At 54.8% G+C, this 21,843-nt stretch carries 17 protein-coding genes; 5 read left to right on the top strand and 12 right to left on the bottom strand.

Annotation, left to right across the window (positions count from 1 at the left end; all coding sequences use genetic code 11):
- Positions 1-37: 37 nt before the first annotated feature.
- The 3 genes from P6M73_RS02860 to P6M73_RS02850 all read right to left on the bottom strand — a co-directional run bounded on the left by P6M73_RS02860 (position 38) and on the right by P6M73_RS02850 (position 3,887).
- Complete coding sequence (locus tag P6M73_RS02860) at positions 38-1,336, bottom strand: MFS transporter (protein ID WP_277854646.1); 1,299 nt, start codon at positions 1,334-1,336, stop codon at positions 38-40.
- Between the two features lie 17 nt (positions 1,337-1,353).
- Entirely contained in the window at positions 1,354-2,661 is a 1,308-nt protein-coding gene (locus P6M73_RS02855) for an alkaline phosphatase family protein (protein ID WP_277854645.1), read from the bottom strand.
- Between the two features lie 443 nt (positions 2,662-3,104).
- Positions 3,105-3,887, bottom strand: coding sequence for a DeoR/GlpR family DNA-binding transcription regulator (locus tag P6M73_RS02850; protein WP_277854644.1), 783 nt, complete (start codon positions 3,885-3,887; stop codon positions 3,105-3,107).
- A gap of 334 nt (positions 3,888-4,221) precedes the next feature.
- Between P6M73_RS02850 and P6M73_RS02845 the strand changes: the two genes are divergently transcribed.
- Positions 4,222-5,589 (top strand): alanine/glycine:cation symporter family protein, encoded by a 1,368-nt coding sequence (locus P6M73_RS02845; protein ID WP_277854643.1) that lies wholly within the window; start codon positions 4,222-4,224, stop codon positions 5,587-5,589.
- 271 nt (positions 5,590-5,860) lie between these two features.
- On the opposite strand, the gene P6M73_RS02840 is transcribed toward P6M73_RS02845, so the two are convergent.
- Together P6M73_RS02840 and P6M73_RS02835 are read right to left on the bottom strand one after the other, a co-directional pair.
- Positions 5,861-7,072, bottom strand: coding sequence for an NADP-dependent isocitrate dehydrogenase (locus tag P6M73_RS02840; protein ID WP_277854642.1), 1,212 nt, complete (start codon positions 7,070-7,072; stop codon positions 5,861-5,863).
- Positions 7,069-9,333: a hydratase gene (locus P6M73_RS02835; protein WP_277854641.1), complete on the bottom strand. Its 2,265-nt coding sequence runs from the start codon at positions 9,331-9,333 to the stop codon at positions 7,069-7,071. Before P6M73_RS02835 ends, P6M73_RS02840 begins: the two co-directional genes overlap by 4 nt.
- Positions 9,334-9,545: 212 nt before the next feature.
- Between P6M73_RS02835 and P6M73_RS02830 the strand changes: the two genes are divergently transcribed.
- A complete protein-coding gene (locus P6M73_RS02830) occupies positions 9,546-10,955 on the top strand; it encodes a citrate synthase (RefSeq protein WP_277854640.1) in 1,410 nt (469 codons plus the stop codon).
- 193 nt (positions 10,956-11,148) lie between these two features.
- Here the strand turns inward: P6M73_RS02830 and panD are convergent, their stop codons facing one another.
- From panD to P6M73_RS02810, 4 genes are all read right to left on the bottom strand, one after another.
- A complete protein-coding gene (gene panD / locus P6M73_RS02825; RefSeq protein ID WP_277854639.1) occupies positions 11,149-11,526 on the bottom strand; it encodes an aspartate 1-decarboxylase in 378 nt (125 codons plus the stop codon).
- A complete protein-coding gene (gene panC, locus P6M73_RS02820) occupies positions 11,526-12,386 on the bottom strand; it encodes a pantoate--beta-alanine ligase (RefSeq protein WP_277854638.1) in 861 nt (286 codons plus the stop codon). The genes panD and panC overlap by 1 nt, the downstream gene beginning before the upstream one ends.
- A gap of 62 nt (positions 12,387-12,448) precedes the next feature.
- Complete coding sequence (gene panB, locus P6M73_RS02815) at positions 12,449-13,276, bottom strand: 3-methyl-2-oxobutanoate hydroxymethyltransferase (RefSeq protein WP_277854637.1); 828 nt, start codon at positions 13,274-13,276, stop codon at positions 12,449-12,451.
- Complete coding sequence (locus P6M73_RS02810) at positions 13,276-14,166, bottom strand: Rossmann-like and DUF2520 domain-containing protein (protein WP_277854636.1); 891 nt, start codon at positions 14,164-14,166, stop codon at positions 13,276-13,278. The genes panB and P6M73_RS02810 overlap by 1 nt, the downstream gene beginning before the upstream one ends.
- Before the next feature lie 417 nt (positions 14,167-14,583).
- Here P6M73_RS02810 and P6M73_RS02805 point away from each other — a divergent pair, with 417 nt between their 5' ends.
- Positions 14,584-15,609: an SPFH domain-containing protein gene (locus P6M73_RS02805; protein ID WP_277854635.1), complete on the top strand. Its 1,026-nt coding sequence runs from the start codon at positions 14,584-14,586 to the stop codon at positions 15,607-15,609.
- Between the two features lie 65 nt (positions 15,610-15,674).
- Entirely contained in the window at positions 15,675-16,145 is a 471-nt protein-coding gene (locus tag P6M73_RS02800) for an HAD family hydrolase (RefSeq protein WP_277854634.1), read from the top strand.
- A 206-nt stretch (positions 16,146-16,351) separates the two neighbouring features.
- Here P6M73_RS02800 and P6M73_RS02795 read toward each other — a convergent pair whose 3' ends face one another.
- Entirely contained in the window at positions 16,352-18,337 is a 1,986-nt protein-coding gene (locus tag P6M73_RS02795; protein ID WP_277854633.1) for an MAC/perforin domain-containing protein, read from the bottom strand.
- Between the two features lie 224 nt (positions 18,338-18,561).
- Between P6M73_RS02795 and P6M73_RS02790 the strand changes: the two genes are divergently transcribed.
- Positions 18,562-19,110 (top strand): DMP19 family protein, encoded by a 549-nt coding sequence (locus P6M73_RS02790; RefSeq protein WP_277854632.1) that lies wholly within the window; start codon positions 18,562-18,564, stop codon positions 19,108-19,110.
- Between the two features lie 203 nt (positions 19,111-19,313).
- On the opposite strand, the gene P6M73_RS02785 is transcribed toward P6M73_RS02790, so the two are convergent.
- Positions 19,314-20,663: an MBL fold metallo-hydrolase gene (locus P6M73_RS02785; protein WP_277854631.1), complete on the bottom strand. Its 1,350-nt coding sequence runs from the start codon at positions 20,661-20,663 to the stop codon at positions 19,314-19,316.
- A 713-nt stretch (positions 20,664-21,376) separates the two neighbouring features.
- Positions 21,377-21,781, bottom strand: a complete 405-nt coding sequence (locus P6M73_RS02780; RefSeq protein ID WP_277854630.1) for a hypothetical protein — start codon at positions 21,779-21,781, stop codon at positions 21,377-21,379.
- Between the last annotated feature and the right edge of the window lie 62 nt (positions 21,782-21,843).

The following is a 21,843-nucleotide window of genomic DNA, read 5'->3' as shown; positions in this document are numbered from 1 at the left end:
AAGATACATCGTGCCGGATCGGTGAGTTATGCCAGGCTTATGATACGGTTGCCTGGTTTTGTTTCTTCTTGACGAACCAGATCAGGATGCTGCTGATGACAATGCCCAGCACGGCAAATCCCGTCATGGTCATGAACACATTGCGGTAGCCGGTTATGCCCGGATTCTTGTCCAGCATGCTGCCGTACATGGTATACGCAAAGACGGAGGGGAAGTAACCGATCAGCGATCCGATGGACATCGCTGCACCGGTGATTTCACGGGGTACTTTGACTTCGTCCATTGGTGCGAAGAAGACGGCGCGCATCGAAAAGATGATGGCTCCAAAGCTCAGAGTGGCCGTCATGCCCAGATACACATTCATGCTCTCGTGAGGCAGCATGATGAATCCGGTCATGGCAAGTGCCGCGGCGATAAATCCGTACCGCAGATAACGGGAAGCGGACTTGACTACTTTGTCCGCCAAAAATCCGCCGGCCGGTCCCCCGATCATCTTCAGGCCGTATTGGTTGATGATGCCATAGGCTCCCACCAGAGTCACCGGAAGTCCATAGATTTCGCTGAGGAAAGGAATGAAGGAAGTTAAACCCGCATAGATGGAATAGACGGAGAAAACCGTAAAGGCAGCTGCCCAGATTTCGGGAGATTTAACAGCCCGCATCATTCCTTCGAAAGCCACTTTGTTCTTTCCGACGACACGGCCCGCATGGTCGGTGTCACGGATTTTGTCATCCTCAATCAGGAAAAAGGATACAACGCCTACCACCATGACTATCACTGAATAGAACAGAATGGCGGAACGGAATCCGGTTTTGGCCGCACCCAATGCCGCGAAAATTGCCAGAGCAGAGAAAGCTACAATGGTATCCACGATACCTCGTCCGGCTTCGAGGAATCCGAACAGTCGACCCTGTTCATCCGAGCTGCCCAGTAGCCGAACTGCTTTGAGCAGGACCGGCCAGTATGTTACCTCCCCAAAGATCGCCAGGGCTCCAAAAGAGGCCAGGTAACCATAGTAACCCGGGAACGTCGCCAGATACAGTCCGATGAGTCCTGTTCCGATCAGCGATCCCGGAATCAGGAATCTCTTGGAAAAGCGATCGGCAATATAGATCGAAAAGGTATATCCGATGGTCTGGATGATGGCATAGACGGACAGACCCAGTCCAATCTGTGTATGGTTGAGGCCGAAGTAGGTCTGCATCGGCAGATAGAACGCGTCTTTGAGAGAACTCAGTTTGAAGATCGTGCCGCCGCCAAGAATCAGCACGATGAGAACGAACCACTTGTTGCTTTTGGCAAGGCCTGCTTTTTTACTGTTCACTACATTTTCCATTTCTGATAACCCCCCGGTTATAATACATTTTTCCCTTCTGATGTTTCCATTTCAAAACCCATGATGCCGGCCAGACTAGGCGCGATATCAACAATGCTGAAGTTCCCTAACTTTCTGCCTTTGGCAATGCCCGGTCCCTGGATCAGGAACATGGATCGCATGTCTTTCAGATGTTCATGATAGCCATGCTGCGCTTTCTGCGACGGTATTTTTTGAAGGAAGTCTCCGTCCCATTCTTCCCGTACTTCGACTCCGATTTTCGTTGTCAGCACGAAGTCCGCCTCCGCGTAGCCTCTGCGCTGCTCCTTGGCCTGTTCCCCCGTCATTACCTCGTCAATCAACTCGGGATATTTCTGCTTCAGATCCTTTAATAGCTGATAAACCCCTTCCCGCAAACCATGGTCTGACTTGTCTTTCAACTGAATGTTGGCCGCGCCCCCTCCCCGCTGGGCATACACCTTCCAGTCCGAAATTTTTCCCTTTTCATCAATGGACAGATAGTCATTTTGAAAGAAGACCGTATTGGGCCGGATGTCACAGACATTGTCCGTCATTCCATGATCAGAGATGACACAAATTACCAGGTTGCCTCCGGTCAGCTCCATCGCCTTGTCCACCAGAATGCCCAGGTACTCATCGGTTTTCTCCAGATATTGCAGCGCTTCCCTGCCAAACGTACCGACGTGGTGCGCAATGTCGTCATAGGCGGCAAAATACGTCGTCATAAAGAACGGCTGTTGTTCCAGTCTGGGCTTGATCTTTTCATCCAGCATCCAGAGGCAGGTTTCGAGCTTGGTGGCATCATCGGTGATATCCCACAGCCCGCAGCGGATTCTTCCGACCTGTTCTTCCGCTTCCCGGGCCAGTCCCTGAGGCAGACTGACTGCGCTCAGGAGCTTGCTGTCCAGCTGCGTGGTATCCCGCCATATTTCCGGGATGTTCAGATCCATATCGGCCAGCACCCCGGTTGGAAAACCGACATTCACGGACAGATACCCCTGCTGCTTAGCCATCGACCACAAGGTCGGAACTTCGGAGCTGGCATACCAGTACCAGGCATCCGCATAGCGCCCTGTCGGGTCAAAATACTTGTTGGCATAGGTGCCGTGTGTGGCCGGGTGAGTTCCCGTGATAATGGACTGGTGACAGCAGTAAGTCAGTGAAGGAAAGATCGGATTGACACCGCATTCCGAGTAAGCTCCCTCGGTCAGGAATCGCTGCAGGTTCGGCAGCCGAATCCCATGCTGTTCCGGGTTCAGGGCCAGATCGAACCCCACGGCATCAATCGACACCAGGAGTACACTTGGTTTGATACATTTGCTCATAATCCATCCCGCTTTTCATTAATCTTGAATTCTTGGTTCAAGTATATGAAAACGAATTTGCGATGTCAAGCATTTATGTGTATCTTTGTGTGTTTATAATATTATTTTGTGTACTTCATCCTTCATCGGATATTCATCCTTTCAGCTCGATCCAACAGAATAGATAGCAGGCAAACCTATAAAACCAAAAAAACCTGTCCGAAGACAGGTTTAGTTCTTATTTTATAACTTCCCATGACATCTGAAGTGGTTCCAGAGTTTTCAGGTGAAGGAACGGTGCTCTGGAACAGACTGTGCGAGAAAGCCTCTGAAGGAGTCTCTCTGAGTGGAGATCTCTGAGGGGAGGTCTCTGAGTAAACGTGTCTGTGAACGTCGTGAGGAAACTGCAATTGGAGACAGCCCCTGAATTTTGACGATTCATTTCCCGGAGAGCCTGGAACTCATCACGAATAGATGGCAACCTTCTGGGACTGGTAGTCCCGCAGAATCGTCTCATCCAGGGGCTGATCTGTTACTATGGCATGGATTCTGGAAATATCACAGATACGAAGCAGCGAAGTTGTTTTAAATTTTGTCTGATCTGCCAGGACAACTACCTTCTGTGAAACAGCGATCATCTTTTGCTGAATTCTGATTTCATCCATGCGCCAGTCGGTCAGCCCGCTTTTCGAGGATATCCCCGACACACTCAGGAACGCTTTGTCGATGTTGAAATTCTCTATGGTAGCGAGTGCCGTATCTCCGATGAGTGACAGTTCATCTGTCTTTAAGATGCCGCCGGTTGAAATGACCGTATAAGAATCAACACCGGACAGCTCGTTCAGCACCATCAGGGAATTTGTCAGGACCGTCAGCTTCTTGAAATGATCTTTCAACAGTCTTGCCAGCTCCAGGGTCGTTGTCCCTGAATCCAGGGCGATAGAGTCATTCTCTGAGATCAGAGAAAGCGCTGTTCTGGCAATCTTTCTCTTTTCCTCGATCTGTTCGTCAATCCGGGATTTCAACGCGACATAGGTCGTTCGTTCTGAACCGTCCACTGACCCATGCTGATTTGAAACAGCTCCGCCGTACACGCGGTTCAATAATTTTTTGCTTTCCAGATACTCCAGATCACGCCGAATTGTCTCGGTTGAAACATTGAACTGACGGACCAGATCCGCCACCCGGACGGTTCCCTCTCGATTGAGCTGTTCCAATATCATCTTGTAGCGCTCTTCAGCTAACATATCCATTCCCCTTTTTTCTAAAAGATACTACGAAATCGTAATCATCTCTGCTATAATAACCCATAGAATCACACAAATTAACACAAACTTCATAACAATTATGAAGAACCTTGGTTTTAGTCCAACCGAAATATTGGTCTTGTATGGCTTCTATGTGTTTTTGTGTTCAGTTTAATCTGATTTTATACTACCATCCTTTGTAACGGAAAGAAATACCGGTAGACAAATCTGTGACAGGCGAAGGTCTGACCGGATCCTTCCTTTACAAGGGGAACAGATATCAGAATTGAACTGATCGAATCATTTTGCCGCATTGGCAACGGAGGAATTCACCATGGATCATCTGGAACGTTTTTTCGAGTCCATCTCAGGATCCCTTTGGGGAGACTGGCTGCTGTACGTCCTGATCGGAGTCGGCCTGCTTTACACTGTGGGAACCCGCTTCATCCAGTTCAGGCTGTTTGGCTACGCCATCAATGAATCCATCATTAAACCCTACAGCAAAAATGGTACAACTTCCCAGGGCACCGGTACAATCAAGCCATTCCAGGCACTGGCCACCGCGCTGGCCAGCTGTGTCGGGTCCGGCAATATCATCGGTGTATCCACGGCGCTGATCTCCGGTGGTCCCGGGGCTGTATTCTGGATGTGGGTGGCTGCCTTGGTCGGCATGGCCACCAAATTTGCTGAAATCACTTTGGGGATCCATTTTCGGACGAAGGATGAAGCCGGCGTCTATGTCGGGGGACCGATGTATTATATCCGCGACGGGCTGAAACTTCCGAAACTGGCCTTTCTGACAGCCATTTTCATGACGATTCAGATCATCAGCGGCAACCTGATCCAGTCCAATGCCATCTCCGGCGTACTCCTCAATATGTTCCAGGTTCCCAGGCAATTCTCCAGCATCCTCATTTTCATCGCCTTGTTTCTGGTGGTGGTCGGCGGCATCAAACGATTAAGCAGCTTTGCCCAGAATCTGGTTCCTGTCATGGTCGCTATTTATCTGATCGGAGCTCTGATTGTCATTCTGCTGAATCTGCGGCAGGTCCCCCAGGCCTTCCTCCTGATCTTTCGCGGGGCCTTCAATCTGCAGTCCGGAATCGCCGGGTTCGCCGGCTATTCCATCAGACAGGCCATGCGCTACGGCGTCGCCCGAGGCCTTTATTCCAATGAAGCCGGCGAAGGTTCGGCCCCGGTTCTGCATTCCGGCGCCATCACCGATCACCCCTGCCGCCAGGGACTGTTCGGTATCGCAGAAGTCTTCATTGATACCATTGTCATCTGCACGGTGACCGCACTGGTTCTTCTGGTCACCGGGATTTATTCGACGGGTGCCCCGGCCACGGTTATGGTCGCCAACGCCTTTGCCACCGTTCATCCCCTGATGCGCTACGTGGTCGGCATCAGTCTGGTTCTGTTCGCCTTCACCACACTGACCGCCCAGTGGTACTTCGGATATGTCGCCATTTCCTACTTTGCGGGAAACCGCAAGGCAGTCAATTTTAAGTACATTTTTCCTTTTTTCAGCATCCTGGGAGCAGTCAGCACCATCGACCTGGTCTGGTACATTCAGGATACCGCTCTGGGTCTGCTCGTAATCCCCAATCTGATTGCCCTCATCTTCCTGTACCCCCTGGTCATTTCCTACACCCGGGAGTTCACAGAAATCCTGGCCCGGGAAAAGAACCGGACATCCTGATTCGAGCCTGCAAGCTGACCATCCGGATACTGGGCAGCCTGTTCCCTTCGTTCCCACAAGGGATCCATTTTAACAGCGAAATACTGAAATACGGCGATACAGGAATACCGATTTCCGTGATTCGAGAGAGCCACATGTTGAAACAAAAAATCCCATGAAGTATGAAAAAGGAGCCGCTTCCCACCGGGGAGCGACTCCTTTTTCATACCGTGTTTGATTTTGGTATCAATCCATCTCTTTATTTTTGTCCAAACGGTTCGGGACTGGCGACTTACTGCAGCTTGTCGGTCAGGGCCGTTCGGATCGCTCTCAGGAACGTTTCGCTGTCGACGGAGTGAGCCGGTCGGGTGCTCAGATGAGCCAGATCGGCGGTCATGGTGCCGGATTCAATGGTTTCCAGCGTCGCCTGCTCCAGGGCGTCCGCGAAGCGGATGAGCGGCGCATTGCCATCGAGCTTGCCGCGCTGGCGCAGTGCGCCGCTCCAGGCGAAGATCGTGGCCACCGGGTTGGAGGAGGTCTTCTCGCCCTTCCGGTGCCGGTAGTAATGCTGGGTAATGGTGCCGTGAGCGGCTTCGAATTCATAGCAGCCGTCCGCGCTGACCAGTACGGAAGTCATCATGGCCAGGGAACCGAAGGCGGTGGACACCAGGTCGCTCATGACATCGCCGTCATAGTTCTTCAGTGCCCAGACCATGCCGCCCTGGGAGCGCAGAATGCGGGCTACGGCGTCATCGATCAGGGTATAGAAGTAGGTAATTCCGGCCTGCGCAAAGGCCGCGCGGTAGGTCGAGTCGTAGAGGTCCTGGAAGACTTCCTTGAACCGTCCGTCATACTGTTTCATGATGGTGTCCTTGGCCGAGAACCACAGGTCCTGTCGGGTGGCCAGGGCATATTCAAAACAGGCAGCGGCGAAATGCTCGATGGAATCATCCTTGTTGAAGCAGCCCTGGAGAATTCCCGGTCCTTCAAAGTTATGGATGGTTTCCCGGAACGTCTCACCGTTCTGACCGGTGAACAGAAGCTCCGCTTTCCCCGGTCCGCTTACCCGGTACTCGGTGTCGCGGTAGATGTCTCCGTAGCTGTGGCGGGCGATGGTGATGGGCTTTGTCCAGTGCGGGATATAGGGTCGGATGACCTTGGTCAGGATGGGCTGGCGGAACACCGTCCCGTCCAGAATGGCCCGGATGGTTCCGTTGGGACTGCGCCACATCCGGCTCAGTCCGTACTCCTCCATGCGCTGGGCATTGGGCGTGATGGTGGCGCACTTGACGCCGACCCCGTGCCGCCTGATGGCATGGGCCGCCTCACTGGTGATGGCATCCCCGGTCTGCTCGCGCCGGGGCAGGCCCAGATCATAATACTCGGTTTTCAGTTCCAGGAACGGCTCCAGCAGCTCGGTCTTCACCATCTGCCAGAGCACCCGGGTCATTTCGTCGCCGTCCAGCTCCACTAAAGGGACGGTCATCTGAATTTTTCCGGTCATCTTTTCTCTCCTCCCGCCGGCGCAGCGTTTTGGGCGTACCAGTTCATCAGGCAGCCGGCCAGCACCAGCTCCCGTTCGGCCGGACTGAAGCCGGTCAGCAGCAGTTCCATGGGCTGGACGTCTGCATCGGTCACAACCCACCCCTGGACCCGGTCTGCTCCGCTTTGCACGGCTTCCCGGATGCCGGGCACATACACCCAGTCCCCGGGGGCATAGTCAAAGGCCGTATCAGGCGCAATGGTAAAGGGGAGCATGCCCCAGTTGACACAGTTGGAGCGATAGCGTTTCGTGGCATAGGTCCGGCAGATGTTGGCCAGACCCCCCAGCACCCGCTGGCAGGAGGCTGCCTGCTCCCGGGCTGAACCATCCCCCGGGCTTTCGCAAAACAGCACCGACCCGATCATGGTGTCGGAAAGGTCCGCCGCCTGGCTGCCCAGCCGCTCCAGGACGCTGTTGACTTCCGTCGGTACCTCTCCGCTGCGGCGCTGCTTCTCCAGATGCTGAACCGCCTGACAGCGCCCTACATAGGCCGGTTCCCGGCGGCTGAGGGTAAAAGAGGCCAGTTTCATCGGATTGGACCGGTAGCTCGAAGTTTCTCCCGAAGGAATCAGCTCATCGGTGGTGGTGACCGGATCATGAATCACCGCGGTCAGGCGCAGCAGCAGATGGTCGGCCAGAGACGGAATCGCCGGCCAGGGCGCGATGTTGGGTCCGTATGGCAGGATCGTCTCCGGACGGGGCCGGCCAAAGCCCTGATACACCCGATTCCGGTAAGGCGTGGCGTCATAGGACCGGGGCAGGCTGGATTCATCCTCGTATTCCAGACCCAGGGCCGAGGTCAGGACGCCCTGATGGCGGGCGGTGGCCGCGATGGACCGCGCATCCATCAGAATGACGGAGGCCAGCTGGCCGTCTCCCGGGCGGGAACCTTCCCGGCTGGGGAAGTTTCTGGTGGTATGGCGGATGGACAGCCCGTTGTGGGAAGGCACATCGCCCGCCCCAAAGCAGGGGCCGCAGAAAGCGCTCTTCATCAATACGCCGGCTTCCATGAACTTCGCGGCAATGCCGGCGCCCAGCAGTTCCAGATTCACCGGTACGCTGGAGGGATAAACCGACAGCGAGAACGGTCCGGTGCCGGTGCCAGCCTCGCCCAGAATGGCACTGGCCGCCGCCATATTCTCGAACATGCCGCCGGCGCAGCCGGCAATAATGCCCTGATCCACCATCAGTTTGCCGCCTCTTATCTTATCGGTCAGACGAAAGTCCAGACGGGCTCCAAATTCCTCCTGGGCAGTGCGCTCCACCTGCCGCAGAATGTCACCCGGATTGGCGATGAGCTCGCGCAGGGCTACCGCCCGGGATGGATGGAACGGCAGGGCCGCCATGGGTTCGATCTGATCCAGATCAATCTCAATGAGCCCATCGTACCGGGCCCCCTCCCCGGGCGTCAGCTCGCGGTAGTCCGCCGGCCGGCCGTGGACGGCGTAGAAATCACGGATGACCTCATCGGTCTGCCAGATGGAGGACAGGCAGGCTGCCTCCGTAGTCATGACATCAATGCCCAGGCGGAAGTCTACAGATAAACCGGCAACCCCCGGACCGGCGAATTCCATCACCTTGTTTTTGACAAAGCCGTTGCCGTAAACCGCTCCGGTCAGAGCAATGGCAACATCATGCGGGCCCACCCCCGGCCTGGGCTTTCCCGTGAGCCAGACCAGAATGACTTCCGGCGCCGTGCTGTCCCAGGTACTGCCCAGCAGCTGCTTGACCAGTTCCGGTCCGCCCTCCCCCACCCCCATGGTGCCCAGGGGGCCAAACCGGGTATGGCTGTCCGAGCCCAGAATCATCCGGCCGCAGGCGGCCAGCTCTTCCCGGGCATACTGATGAATGACAGCCAGATTGGCCGGCACATAGATGCCGCCGAACTTCTGCGCTGCCGCCAGCCCGAAGGCATGGTCATCCTCGTTGATGGTGCCGCCCACGGCGCACAGGCTGTTGTGGCAGTTGGTCAGGACATAGGGCATCGGGAACTGCTTCAGCCCGCTGGCCATGGCCGTTTGAATTATCCCGACATAGGTAATGTCATGGGAGATCAGACGGTCAAAGCGCAGCGACAGACGCCCTGCCTCCTGGCAAGAGTCATGGGCGTTAAGAATCGTATAGGCAATGGTATGATTGCGGGAGGCTGCGGCATCGAGCCCCGTCGTCAACTGGGGTACTCCCCCCCGGAGCATCACCGGTGCGTCGGTCAGTCTGATCATGGGTCCACCTCATCTTTAGTTAGGATTTTTTTCAGTATACCATTTTCATCGAATATTGCAATATCTGATGTTCCTAAATTTCATTTTGGATGACATTCAATCATTTATCCCCCTAAAAAATCCTTCAAAATGAAATCATCTGACTTTTAACTTGCAAAAACCTTTCAGTTTCGGTATACTACAGAAAAATCCTGTAAAGGGCGGGGAAACAAATGAATCTGAATCAGTGCGCCATCAACGGCACCCTCACTTCACTGTGCGGGGATCTGCAGAAAGAATACAGCATCGACTCCCATTATTTTGAAGGGGACATGGTCAAGCGCGGCCTGCGCAACGCGGACGGCACCGGCGTCATGGCCGGCGTCAGCAAGATCGGCAGCGTCCAGGGCTACTATATCCGCGACGGCGAACGAGTTGCGATCCCGGGGGAACTCTACTACCGGGGCATCAACGTGATGGATATCGCGGAGAGCCATCAGCGCGAGAACAGTTTCGGCTACGAAGAGGTGGCCTACCTGCTGCTCTTTGGCAAGCTTCCCGCCAAATCTGAATACGACTGCTTCCGGGAAATCCTGTGCCGGACACATAAGCTGCCGGACCGGTTCTTTGAGGACATGATTCTAAAAGCCCCCTCCAAGGATATTATGAACAAACTCGAGCGCAGTGTTCTGGCCCTGTATTCCTACGATGACAACCCGGATGATACGTCCCTGGAGAACGTCATGCGCCAGTCCATCGAACTGGTCGGACGGTTTCCTTCCATTGTAGCCAACGCCTATGCCGTCAAGCGGCACGTGTTTGAAGGGCATTCCCTCTATATCCACCATCCCAAGGAGAACCTGTCGGTGGCTGAGAATTTCCTGCGGATGATCCGTCGGGACAAAGTCTACACCGATGAGGAAGCCAAACTGCTGGACCTCATGTTCATCCTGCACGCCGAGCACGGCGGCGGAAACAACTCCGCCTTCGCCTGCCGCACCGTCTCCAGCAGCGGAACCGACACCTACAGCGCCATCGCCGCTGCCATCGGCTCGCTGAAAGGGCCGCTCCACGGCGGCGCGAACGCGAAAGTCACCCAGATGATGGACTTCATAAAGGCAGAGGTCCAGGATCCAACCGATGACGCCCAGCTGCGCTCCTATCTGGCCAAGCTCCTGGCCGGCCAGGCCGGAGACCGGTCCGGCAAGATCTACGGACTGGGTCACGCGGTCTATACCATCACCGACCCCCGGGCCGTTGCCATCAAAAAATATGCCCGCAGCATGGCCCAGGCCAAGGGCCGCATCCAGGACCTGGAACTCATCGAAAGCGTGGAACGCCTGGGCATCCCCCTGGTATTCGAACGAAGCGGACGGAGCATCTCCCTGTGCGCCAATGTGGATCTGTATTCCGGTCTGGTCTATGACATGCTGGATATACCCAAGGACCTGTTTACCCCCCTCTTCGCCATCGCCCGCATCACCGGCTGGTGCGCCCACCGGATCGAAGAGCTGGTCAACGGCAAGCGCATCATCCGGCCGGCCTACCGCTCCGCCCATGAGATGGCCAGCTACACCCCCATGGAATATCGGACAGAACCGACTGCACCCATTCAGGACACGGTGGAGATTGGATTGGATTGAATCAATAATATGCCAGAAGGAGCTGCCGCTCCCCGGGATGTCCGGGCGAGCAGCAGCTCCTTCTGGCTTGGCTTTGGCTTGGCTTTGGCTTGGCTTTGGCTTGGCTTTGGCTTGGCTAAGCTTAGCTTTGCAATTCATTAGCTATGGCCTGGCCGTGACTTGGCCAGGCCGGACTGTTGCTTCAACAACAGTATCAGACCTCGTTGTATTCGTAGTTCGTGATCCGGTCAATGGAATTGTCCGGATTGACAAACACCACTTTAGGCTTCCAGGCTCTGGCTTCCGCTTCGTCCATCTGGGCATAGCAGATGATGATGACAACATCGCCGGGCTGAACCAGTCGGGCGGCTGCGCCGTTCAGGCAGATGATGCCGGAATCCCGGGTTCCCGGAATGACGTAGGTCTCCAGCCGGGCTCCGTTGTTGTTGTTCACGATCTGAACCTTCTCATTCTCAATGATTCCGGCCGCGTCCATCAGGGTCTTGTCGATGGTAATGCTGCCCATGTAGTTTAACTCCGCCTGGGTGACCGTGGCTTTATGGATCTTGCCTTTGAGCATGTTGAGCAGCATTATCTGACCTCCAGTTCCGGGCCAAACACCACATTGTCAATGAGCCGGGTGGTGCCGAAGAACACGGCAACCGCCACCAGCACGGGCCGCGTCATGGGGCCCTGAACCGGACGCAGATCCTCAAAATCCACCACTTCGACATAGTCGATTCTGGCCAGCGGCTCCGCGGCGATCTGATCGGCCACCTGCCGGCGAATCAAGTCGGCGCTGCGCTCGCCGGATTGCATGGCCTGCAACGCCCGGCTCAGACTTCTGTTCAGCACCAGGGCCGCTGCCTTCTCCTCTGCGCTGAGATAGGCGTTTCTGGAGCTTCTGGCCAGCCCGCCGGCTTCGCGCACAATCGGACTGGCAATGACATCAACCCCGAAGTTCAGGTCCCGGACCATCCGCCGGACCACCGCCACCTGCTGGGCATCCTTCTGGCCAAAATAGGCCCGGTCGGGATTCACGATGCTGAACAGCTTGCTCAGGACCAGGCAGACGCCGTCAAAATGACCCGGCCGCTTGGCGCCGCACAGGACATCGGTCAGTCCGGTGACATGGACCGTGGTGGCCCGGTTGGGAAGGTAGAGCTCCTCCGGTTCCGGATGGAACACCGCGTCGACCCCGGCACTCTGGCACAGGCTGTAGTCCGTCTGGATGTCTCTTGGATACGAGGCGTAATCCTCATTGGGTCCGAATTGGGTCGGATTGACAAACACGCTGGCGATGACCCGGTCGTTTTCCGCCACCGCCTGTTTGAGCAGGCTCAGATGGCCCTCATGAAGCGCTCCCATAGTGGGCACAAATCCAATGGAGCAGCCCTGTTTTTTCCACTCTCGGACGAGTGCCCTTACCTCTTCGATGGTTTTGATCAGCATAATTTCCCCCTCGCTAATTCTTGCTGCGCTCATGCCTGTCGGATCATGAGCCTTTCGACTAATTAATATAATTTTTCCAGCAGCTGCTCGCTGATTCTATATGTATGCTCTGCTGCCGGAAACTGGCCCGTCTCCACTTCGTGGATGTAGGTACCAATCGCCTCAACTATTATACTCCCGATATTGGCGTACTGCCTGACAAATTTCGGAACGAAATCCTGGAACAGACCGAGCATGTCCTGATACACCAGAATCTGTCCGTCGCAGGCTTTTCCCGCTCCGATTCCGATGGTCGGAATTGCCACCTTTCGGGTGATCAGCTCCGCCACCTTCTCTGGGATTCCTTCCAGAACAATCGAAAAGACCCCGGCTTCTTCCAGCGCGGCTGCATCGTCCAGCAGCTGCCGGATGGCTTCCTCGCTCTTTCCCTGGACCTTGAAGCCGCCGAAGGCATTCACCGACTGCGGGGTAAGCCCCAGGTGACCCATCACCGGAATCTGAGCCGCGACGATTGCCCGGATCTGGGGAAGGATGATTCTGCCCCCCTCCAGCTTGACCGCGTTGGCGCCCCCTTCCTTGACCAGGCGTCCGGCATTTTCCACGGCCTGTTCCACCGAAACCTGATAGGACATGAAGGGCATATCGCTCACGACCAGCGCATTGCCGGCCCCCCGTTTTACCGCCCGGGTATGATAAATCATTTCTTCCATGGTGACTGACAGGGTGTCCGGCTCCCCCTTAACCACCATGCCCAGGGAATCTCCGATCAGGATTCCGTTGATCCCGCTCTGATCCATCAGCTTCGCCATGGTATAGTCATAGGCGGTCAGCATGGTCAGCTTTTTTCCTTCGGCTTTCGCCTGGCGAAAGGTCCAGGTTGTATTTTTCATCAGTGCTCTCCTTTCAGACAACGTTCCATTTCCTCATATGCCCGGGCCTGTTCCACCCGCTCATTTTTCCTGGCCAGCTCCAGCAGGCGCAGGGACAGATTCCGGTACAGCCCTTCATCCTCGGGCCGAACCACCGCCAGGTGCCGCCGGACCGGCTGTGCATCGCCCCGCACCACCGGACCGGTCAGTGAATCCGCAAAGCCCTTTTCCCCGATGCTTCGAATGTTTCCTTGGATAAGCGGCAGCATCGCCGCGATGGCGTCCGGTTCGGAAAGATCCATCGCTGTCAGATAGGAAATCCCCGTTTCCAGTAAGGCCAGGGTCAGGTTTGACACAAACACATTGGCCAGATGATAGGCCGCGGCGTCTTCCTTCTTCCGGATGAAGTACGGATTGCCCAGAGTCCGGAGCAGACCCGGCACAGAGTGGGGCATTCGGTCCGCCGCCAGTGAATCATCTTCAGTCAGGCCATCGCCTTCTGCTGAAAAATAGATGGAACTCAGATCCTGCGGCGGAGTCTGTCTGGTGGAGAAGGCATAAATCGGATGCAGTGAACAGACCGTCGCTCCGGACCTCCGGGAACCTGCCAGCGCGTCAGACGTCAGTGAACCGCTGGTATGGCAGATAATCTTGCCGCGCAGCTCCTGACGGGCGAGCTCTGCATCCACCATCGCAACCTGGTCATCCGGCACGGTAACAAACAGCAGATCACTGGCGAAAAGGATGTCCTGCAGGCTTTCAAAGCAGACCGTACCGGTCAAACCTGCCGCATCCCGGGCATGGCCGAGGCTTCCGCCGAAGAATCCGGTCACCTGAATTCCCTGGTGGATCAAGTAGCGAGCCAGACTGACGCCTACTTTCCCCGGACCGATAAATCCTGCTTTCATCATCCTTCCCTCCCTCGGACTGATCCCGGCTTTAATCCGGACTGCTGAGCCAGATCCCCAGCCTGACAGCATCTGCATCGTTTCCCCTTCAGTGGCTCCGGCTCATTCCCGTGGAACTCCTGACGTTTCATCCGGAACCTGAACTCATGGGTTTTTCCAATCCTAACTTTAACACAATTCACCGGATAAGCTAAAGATGAAAGTTTGCTGATCAAAGCTTTTTTGAGTCCACTCCGTCTTTCCCAGGCAGCCGATTCAGGAACAGGGCAGATCGGTTGAAGAATAAAAAGGTGCTCTCCGGACAGACGAAAGAAACTGCTTGGAAATATTTGATCTGCAGTTCTTTGCCGTTGAATCATGCGGTTTTTTTGATCAAATCGTGATACCCTAAGGGTAAACAAATCAATGGAGGAACGCATCATGAACGAAAAAATCCAGCAGCCCCGGTCCGGAATGGGTTATCTCATTCTCTTCATTTCATTGTACCTTCTGGCAATTGCCCTGTTCTTCATTGGACTAAGGCAGACCTATCAGGATTCTGTCCTGGGACCGATTCTGATGATTGTCAGCGGGATCTGGCTTTTGATCGGCTTTGTTCCCTTCTTCGGTCTGAAAATCCTGCGCCCGCAGGAAGCGCTGGTTCTCACCCTGTTCGGCAATTATACCGGCACGCTCAAGGGGGATGGCTTCTTTTTTGTCCATCCGTTCTCTTCCGCCGTCAATCCGGCGGCCGGCACCCGATTGGGTCAAAGCGGCGATGTGGAAGTCGACAAGAAGCGGAAGAACGTGCTCGAACTTGGCACCGGCACCATCCATCCGGCCGAAAAGCCGGACAAGCGGATTTCCCTGAAAGTGATGACCCTCAACAATACCCGGCAGAAAGTGAACGACGCCCTGGGTAATCCGGTGGAAGTCGGTGTGGCGGTGATCTGGCGGGTCGTCGATACAGCCCGGGCGGTATTCAATGTGGACAATTACAAAGAATATCTGTCTCTGCAGTGCGATGCCGCGGTTCGGGACATCGTCAAAATCTATCCTTATGATATTGCTCCCAATGTTGACACCACCGGTGACGGAATGTTTGATGACGGCAGCCTGCGGGGTTCCACCAGCATCGTCGCCGAGCGCATCCGACAGGAAATCCAGGTTAAGGCGGACCTGGCGGGGATCGAAATCCTGGAGGCCCGCATTACCTATCTGGCCTATGCGACGGAAATCGCCTCCGTAATGCTGCAGCGGCAGCAGGCCAGCGCCATCATTGATGCACGGACCATGATTGTGGACGGAGCCGTCAGCATGGTGGAAATGGCTCTGACCAAACTCAGTGAAAACAACATCGTGGAGCTCGATCCGGACCGCAAGGCGGCCATGGTATCAAACCTCCTGGTCATCCTGTGCGGCAACCGGGATGCCCAGCCCATCGTCAACAGCGGAAGCCTGAACTAAGCCTGAATTCCCCGAAGCATCCCGGTTCAGCCGGAGACTGCTTCGAACCACGAAAGGAGTCTCTTATGCTGCAGATCCAAATCCCCGGCTGGAAGGAACTGGCCTTACACCACCTGGTCCTTGACTACAACGGGACCATCGCGGTGGACGGCCGCCTGCTGGAGCCGATCCGGCCACTCCTATCCCAACTGTCCAGTCAGCTCGCCATCCATGTCCTGACGTCGGACACCCGGGGAACGGCCCGGCGGGAACTGGCCGGACTTCCAGTCGTGCTGGAGACCTTCGCCGGCGACGCGGCCAGCATCGCCAAGGAAGCCGTCGTGAACCGGCTGGGAGCTGATTCCTGCGTCTGTGTCGGAAACGGCCGCAATGACACTCGCATGTTCCAGGCAGCTGCCCTGGCCATCGCTGTCCTGGAAGAGGAAGGGACCTGCGCCAGCCTGATCCCACATGCTCATATGCTGGTTCGCTCCAGCCAGGACGCCCTGCTCCTTCTGCTTGATCCCCAGCGCCTGATCGCGGGCCTGAGGGGCTGACTTGATATATCAACTCCACGGCAGCACATTTCCATTCAGCACTCTCATCAACTGAAGCAACTAAAACCGGTCTGGCGCCTCATCGTTTGAGGCACCAGACCGGTTTTTCAATTGAACGTGCTGTCCCGTTGCCCCTCATTGGTTGTTCCCTGAGAGCGGCGTCCACCGTTCCGAAACTGACTGCAGCTTCTTCCCGGAACGGGTTATCACCGGATCCATTCAAGATAGACATTTCGGTAGATAATATACGGAAACTGGTCCAGCAGAACGGTAGATTTGGCACCCTCGGCGATATCCTGGGCCACCGGCTGATTCTGAGCCATTGAGGTCTGGTCAAAGATTTCCTCCAACGTTTCCGGTGAGGAAACGGTCTTGCTGTAGTACGTCTGAGCGTTGGGGCCGATGTGGCGAATCACCAGATCTCGAATTCCCGGACCCTTGGGCGATGTCACGTAGTAAAGTCGGATCCTGTGAGCGCCGCCCTTCTCGGCTCCGGGCGTGTTAATGGTCCGGCCCAGTTCCGATCCTTCTATGTTGTCTGTTCTGTTCCAGCCATAGAGTCTGGCTTCGGGATCATTGGCATAGTGCGATTCAAACCAGGCTCTGGCGTCCTCCCCCTGGGTTTCATTCTCAAACAGTATCTCCACTACAGGCGGATTGGACGGATCATCTTCCCGATGATACCGGGCATAGAGATAAGCCAGACCGTCAAAGGGATGAACTGTGCGCCCGGCGATGTTGCCGATCAGATGCCAGTTCCCGGCCGGATCCGGAATTTTGTCCGATGGGGTCTGATTCTGCTGCAGGAACACCAGTCGAAGGGCGCTCACTGTCATTTCAGAGGGAACAACGGTAAGATGCTGATTGGCATACTCCACATAGGCTTTCTGATATTTTTCTCGGAGGGCGGAAGTCGGAGCGAATTCCCAGATGGGGACCAGCCCGCCGTCTTCAAAATCACACAGATCCGGCTCACTGGCCACGCTGTCCCGCCAGTTCTTCAGCACGGCCGGGTCATACTTCATACTCAGTCCATCCACCCCGTTGCCGCCGAAGGTCATGATGGATTCATCGATGTGCTCGCTGAATTCTTCCGATACGGTGGAGGTGGACCCTTCATAATCCATGCCCAGGGAAGCGAATCCGGCGTTGAATTTTGCTTTGGCCTTGATCTCAAAGTCTTCCTTGTCGCTGACGAACCGCTTCTCAATCGCAATGTTGTAATTAAGCCGTCCTCCGACCCGGATCGAGCGCAGGACGTGGGTTCCCTTTTCGCGGAATACCGTCAAAGGATCTGTCTGTTCCATATACGCCAGAAACGCCGGATTGACATAATTTTTCAAATCCGTCATCGGATCGATGTAGATCTTGTAACGGGAAATATCATAGAAAATCGTCCCGAAATAGCTGCTGGTCTGCTCCAGATGAGTGGATGTAAAGCTGGCTTTGGTGCTTCCTGAGAAGAACAGGTAATTGCCCTCAATGCCGATGGATTTGGCAACTTCCCTGGAATAGCTGCGGGCATTTTCACTAGATACCATGCGATAGTCGCTGTGTTTGACATCATCGCGAAACAGTTTGCCATCGGCCAGCAGACGTTCAAAATCAAGGATTTCCGTTTCCTTGACACAGCCTCGCATGGCATAGTAGGAAAAGATATCGTAGCCTCGGCCCAGCGTGCTCAAAGCCGGCAGATCTTTGTCCGCCAGAGTCAGCGCAAACAAAGAATGTGATGTGGCATTCGTCTGACCGGGTCGGATGGAACCCAGGTTCCCCCAGAAGCTGCCCGGCTTGATGCCCAGCTTGCTGAACAGGATCGAATTGGCAATCTGCTTGTGTTCGGTGCTGGCAGGTGCTGAGAAGCTTCCCGGCAGTTTGATTTCCACATTGCTGGCGTAGTCTGAAAGCTTTGTAACTGGCGTTGTAGTCGCAGGAGTAGTGGCAGGCTGAGAATCCGGCGTTGTCAGGGGCTGAGTGTCCGGTACCGTCTGGGTCTGGATTGCCGATGGAATTTCAGTGGTCGTCTGAAGTGAGGCCTGCGGATCCTTGCCGCCGGAAGCCTGCGCCTGCGTCGTCAAGAAGGAAATTCCGGTTGTCGGAGTCTGGGCGGTTGTTGCGGGCGAGCAGCCAGTCAGCAGCATCCAACAAAGCACAATTCCGGTGATTCGCTGGGAATAGACTGCAGATTTCATAATAAGAAACTCCTTTCCGTAGGAAATGCATTCCCTTATTTTGATCTTACTCCCAGGGAAAAGTAGGTTCAAGACAGTACCTCGACCAATTCTCAGACTGGAGGGATCCCCTGTCAGACTCCCTGAACTCCCTGAAACAGAAACAAGGATCCTCCTCATGATAAACGCACCGGTTGAAATGATATACTGGTTGTAGTCGAAACAGGACATTGGGAGGTACCGGTATGGGAATCAGGGAAAAACTGCTGGGATGGAGGACGGGGAATCGTGAAGAGCGGAACAGAACCAGTCCCCAAAAGCATGACACAGCGGTTCTTTTTGAAACGATGACGGATACGCAGCTCCTGGCCGCACTTTCTCAGCGCATCGCTCCGGCGATCCGAGCCCTTAATGAAAGACAGGTGGTCGAAGGGTTGGATGGGCCAGCCAGAACCCTGTATCTCCTGAATGCCTTTGACCGGGAAATCCGAGGCGGCGGACTCTGTCAGTTCTTTGTAAACTCCAGCCGCGCCCTGGCGCCTTGGATTTCCGAAGCTCTGCTGCAAATTGAAGCGTCGCCCTATGCCCAGCTCTACACCGATTTTACCCGCCGACACCAGATCGACCTGAGTGACCTGGATTCGTTTGCCATCCGCAATTTGAAAGAATACGAGGGGCAGGCTGCCCGTTATCCCTTCGATGACTTTGACCGACCCTTCTATGATCTGGAGCAGGTTCGGCCGTTAGCATCCTACCTTGCCGATTATGCCCGCAAGCATCGGTCAGAATTCTGATTGTCTTATTCAAAGAACCATCCAACGAACCATCCAAAGAACTAGTCAATGAGCCTTCAATGAATTAATCAAAGAACCATTCAGTGAAATAACAAATGATCCTTTCGAAAAAGGAAAGCAGACCAGTCACCGCTGGAATCCACAAGGATTCGGTGACTGGTCTGCTTTGCTTTGAATCGAAGTCATGAAATGTCTGATGCCTGTTACTGTTTTCCGACCTGGCGCAGCCCCTTGATCCCGCCGGTGATGACACTGGTCGCAACGCCGGCCCGCTGGAGCATGGAGGCGGCCGTGATTGCCCGGTTGCCGGAGGCACACAGCAGGTAGACCAGTTTGCCCTTGGGAATTTCCGCCAGCCGATCCCTCAGTTCTTCCAAGGGAATCAGCAGTCGGTTGGGGGGATCTCCCGCGTCATACTCATGCTCCTTGCGCAGATCGAGAAGGACAGAATCCTTTGCCGGTGAATTCATGAACTCTTCGGAAGAGATCGTATCCAGCCGCTCCAGCCGGCATCCGGAGGTCTGCCACTCGACAATGGCCTGAGGAATGAAGCCCCGGATCTGTTCAAAGCCGATCCGCCGGCTCTGTCGGAAGATGTCCTCCAGTCGACTCAGCTGAGTGGGATCAATGATCAGCGCCAGCGGCGTGTCCGGATCCAGAATCGTGCCCAGATGGACGGACCAGTTGTCCATGTTCAGATAGATCGAACCAGGGATATGCCCGCCGTTGAAAGCTTCCTTGGGACGGCAGTCCACCAGGACCAGCTCCTGGTCCGCGGCTTCCTTGAGCGTCACCGGCAGAATCACCATCCCTAGTCCCAAGGGCTGTGCTCCCATGACATTGTACCGGCGCATCCGGTCAAAGTAAGCCGGGCGAAGCCGCATCCGGCCAAACCGCTGTATAAAAGCACTGCGTGACTCATCCTGAAGCTGTTCGTTATAGCGCCGTTCGTAGCCCAGAGTGGAATACGGCCTCTCTTCCATACTCTGACCGCAAGCTGAGCCTGCGCCATGCGCCGGCATAATCAGCACCTCATCTCCTAGGGGCAGCAGCCGTTCAAAGACCGTCTCATACATCAGATTCGTCATGGATTCGAGCTGCTCTGGGCCATACAAATCGGTTCTGGCCAGATCTCCGATGAACAGACTGTCTCCGGTAAACACCAGGTACGGCGTCTCCCGGCCATCTTCATACAGCGCATAGGACAGATGCCCCAGGGTATGGCCCGGGGTATGGATCGCCTTTAAGGCAATTCCACCCAGCTGCAAGGAAAAACCGTCCCGGATCCGATTGCCGTAGACATGCCCCACATCCTCATGACCGGAGATGTAGATGTCAGCCCCGGTCAGCTGACGCAGCTCCTGGCTGCCCAAGATCATATCCTCATGCCGGTGGGTCTCCAGGATCGCCGTAATCTTCCCCCCGGCCTGTCTGGCCAGCTCCAGGTACACCCCGACATCACGCCGCGGATCAATCACCGCCAGATTTCCGCCATCGCCCACCAGGTAGGAATAATGGGCCAGGCCCTCACTTACAATTCGCTGTAGTATCATACGATTCTCCTTATCCTGCAGCTCTCTCTGCATTCATACGCTGCGTTGATTTTTTGCTGAATGGTTACTGAACCGACGGTCCGGCAAGAAACCGCTTTAACCCAAGCCATCTGACATCCCAAATTATTAGGTAATCTCCACTGGCAGAAACCACCGGATTGTATCTTGATCATACAACAAGAATCGTTCCAGTTGAATCCCGTTTCAGGACGTGGTTGAGGATCTTGCTGTAAGTTGCTTACCCCTGGTTGTCTTTGACAGTTCATTCACTTTGGTGTTATTCTCGTCAGCCGCACAGGCGCTCAGATCTCAGATCTCAGGATCGAGTGAATCGCTATCCAGTTCCAACTGGAAGGAATGCAGTTCGTTTCGGCTCTTTTTTTCATGGGACAGAGGAACACAGGAAATCCAGATCCATCATCCTGAGACACGCTCCCTTAAGCGGAGCTTAAAGAAATCAAAGTTCCAAAAGAATCTGATGTCCCGCAGCTGTTGATGTGTGACCCAATCCAGGCTGGTTGAACCCTGTCCGCAAAAACTGCTGCCCGATCCCCCCACTTTCCTGGTTGAGAATCGGACAGCAGTTTCTCAAGCGTTGACAGATGATGAAAAATGACCTAAATGACCCTCCGTCCCAGCCTGTTTATGTTCGTAACCCCCTGACTCTGATCAGGCAAGCCGCTGCGAAACCTCGCAGCGAATGATTCAGCTGATTAATTCAGGGGTTCCTTTGACGTTTCCATGGCAGCGTTCTCATATTTGAAAACACCTGCCACGAGGATGACTGCCGAGATAATAAAAAGGTACAGGCCGCTCCCCGCTGCATTCACGGTAGACCCAAAAAGCTCCACACTCTTTGAAAAGGCAAAGTAGAGTCCGATGATGACTGCCAGAGAACTTGAAATCAGTCCAATGGTTTTATTCATGGGCTTGTCTGCCAATACCACATAGACCGGATAAGCAAAAAGGACTAAGAACAGATACCCGTCTTGTTGGAAACCGGAAGCACTGAAAATTCCTAAATCAACCCATTTCAAGAACAAAGATAAAATTGCCAGGCATAAAGCTATAAAAATTAGCTTTCCCCCAAGACTCCAGCGATTAAAATTAAACTTCATTCCAACCCTCCATCCTAGTTTCGCGAAAATTTCGGCCATTTAACAAAAAATAGCATTTTTCT

The organism is Anaerococcoides asporogena, from assembly GCF_029590275.1.
In the GTDB taxonomy this organism is placed as follows: Bacteria; Bacillota; Clostridia; order Clostridiales; family Clostridiaceae; genus JG1575.
Note: the sequence above shows the minus strand (reverse complement) of the source record. Positions and strands in the feature narration are given on the sequence as shown.

Excerpts from the sequence above, each read along its gene's own strand:
- P6M73_RS02860 (WP_277854646.1), bottom strand. The coding sequence starts at position 1,336 with ATGGAAAATGTAGTGAACAGTAAAAAAGCAGGCCTTGCCAAAAGCAAC.
- P6M73_RS02855 (WP_277854645.1), bottom strand. The coding sequence starts at position 2,661 with ATGAGCAAATGTATCAAACCAAGTGTACTCCTGGTGTCGATTGATGCC.
- P6M73_RS02850 (WP_277854644.1), bottom strand. The coding sequence starts at position 3,887 with ATGTTAGCTGAAGAGCGCTACAAGATGATATTGGAACAGCTCAATCGA.
- P6M73_RS02845 (WP_277854643.1), top strand. The coding sequence starts at position 4,222 with ATGGATCATCTGGAACGTTTTTTCGAGTCCATCTCAGGATCCCTTTGG.
- P6M73_RS02840 (WP_277854642.1), bottom strand. The coding sequence starts at position 7,072 with ATGACCGGAAAAATTCAGATGACCGTCCCTTTAGTGGAGCTGGACGGC.
- P6M73_RS02835 (WP_277854641.1), bottom strand. The coding sequence starts at position 9,333 with ATGATCAGACTGACCGACGCACCGGTGATGCTCCGGGGGGGAGTACCC.
- P6M73_RS02830 (WP_277854640.1), top strand. The coding sequence starts at position 9,546 with ATGAATCTGAATCAGTGCGCCATCAACGGCACCCTCACTTCACTGTGC.
- panD (WP_277854639.1), bottom strand. The coding sequence starts at position 11,526 with ATGCTGCTCAACATGCTCAAAGGCAAGATCCATAAAGCCACGGTCACC.
- panC (WP_277854638.1), bottom strand. The coding sequence starts at position 12,386 with ATGCTGATCAAAACCATCGAAGAGGTAAGGGCACTCGTCCGAGAGTGG.
- panB (WP_277854637.1), bottom strand. The coding sequence starts at position 13,276 with ATGAAAAATACAACCTGGACCTTTCGCCAGGCGAAAGCCGAAGGAAAA.
- P6M73_RS02810 (WP_277854636.1), bottom strand. The coding sequence starts at position 14,166 with ATGATGAAAGCAGGATTTATCGGTCCGGGGAAAGTAGGCGTCAGTCTG.
- P6M73_RS02805 (WP_277854635.1), top strand. The coding sequence starts at position 14,584 with ATGAACGAAAAAATCCAGCAGCCCCGGTCCGGAATGGGTTATCTCATT.
- P6M73_RS02800 (WP_277854634.1), top strand. The coding sequence starts at position 15,675 with ATGCTGCAGATCCAAATCCCCGGCTGGAAGGAACTGGCCTTACACCAC.
- P6M73_RS02795 (WP_277854633.1), bottom strand. The coding sequence starts at position 18,337 with ATGAAATCTGCAGTCTATTCCCAGCGAATCACCGGAATTGTGCTTTGT.
- P6M73_RS02790 (WP_277854632.1), top strand. The coding sequence starts at position 18,562 with ATGGGAATCAGGGAAAAACTGCTGGGATGGAGGACGGGGAATCGTGAA.
- P6M73_RS02785 (WP_277854631.1), bottom strand. The coding sequence starts at position 20,663 with ATGATACTACAGCGAATTGTAAGTGAGGGCCTGGCCCATTATTCCTAC.
- P6M73_RS02780 (WP_277854630.1), bottom strand. The coding sequence starts at position 21,781 with ATGAAGTTTAATTTTAATCGCTGGAGTCTTGGGGGAAAGCTAATTTTT.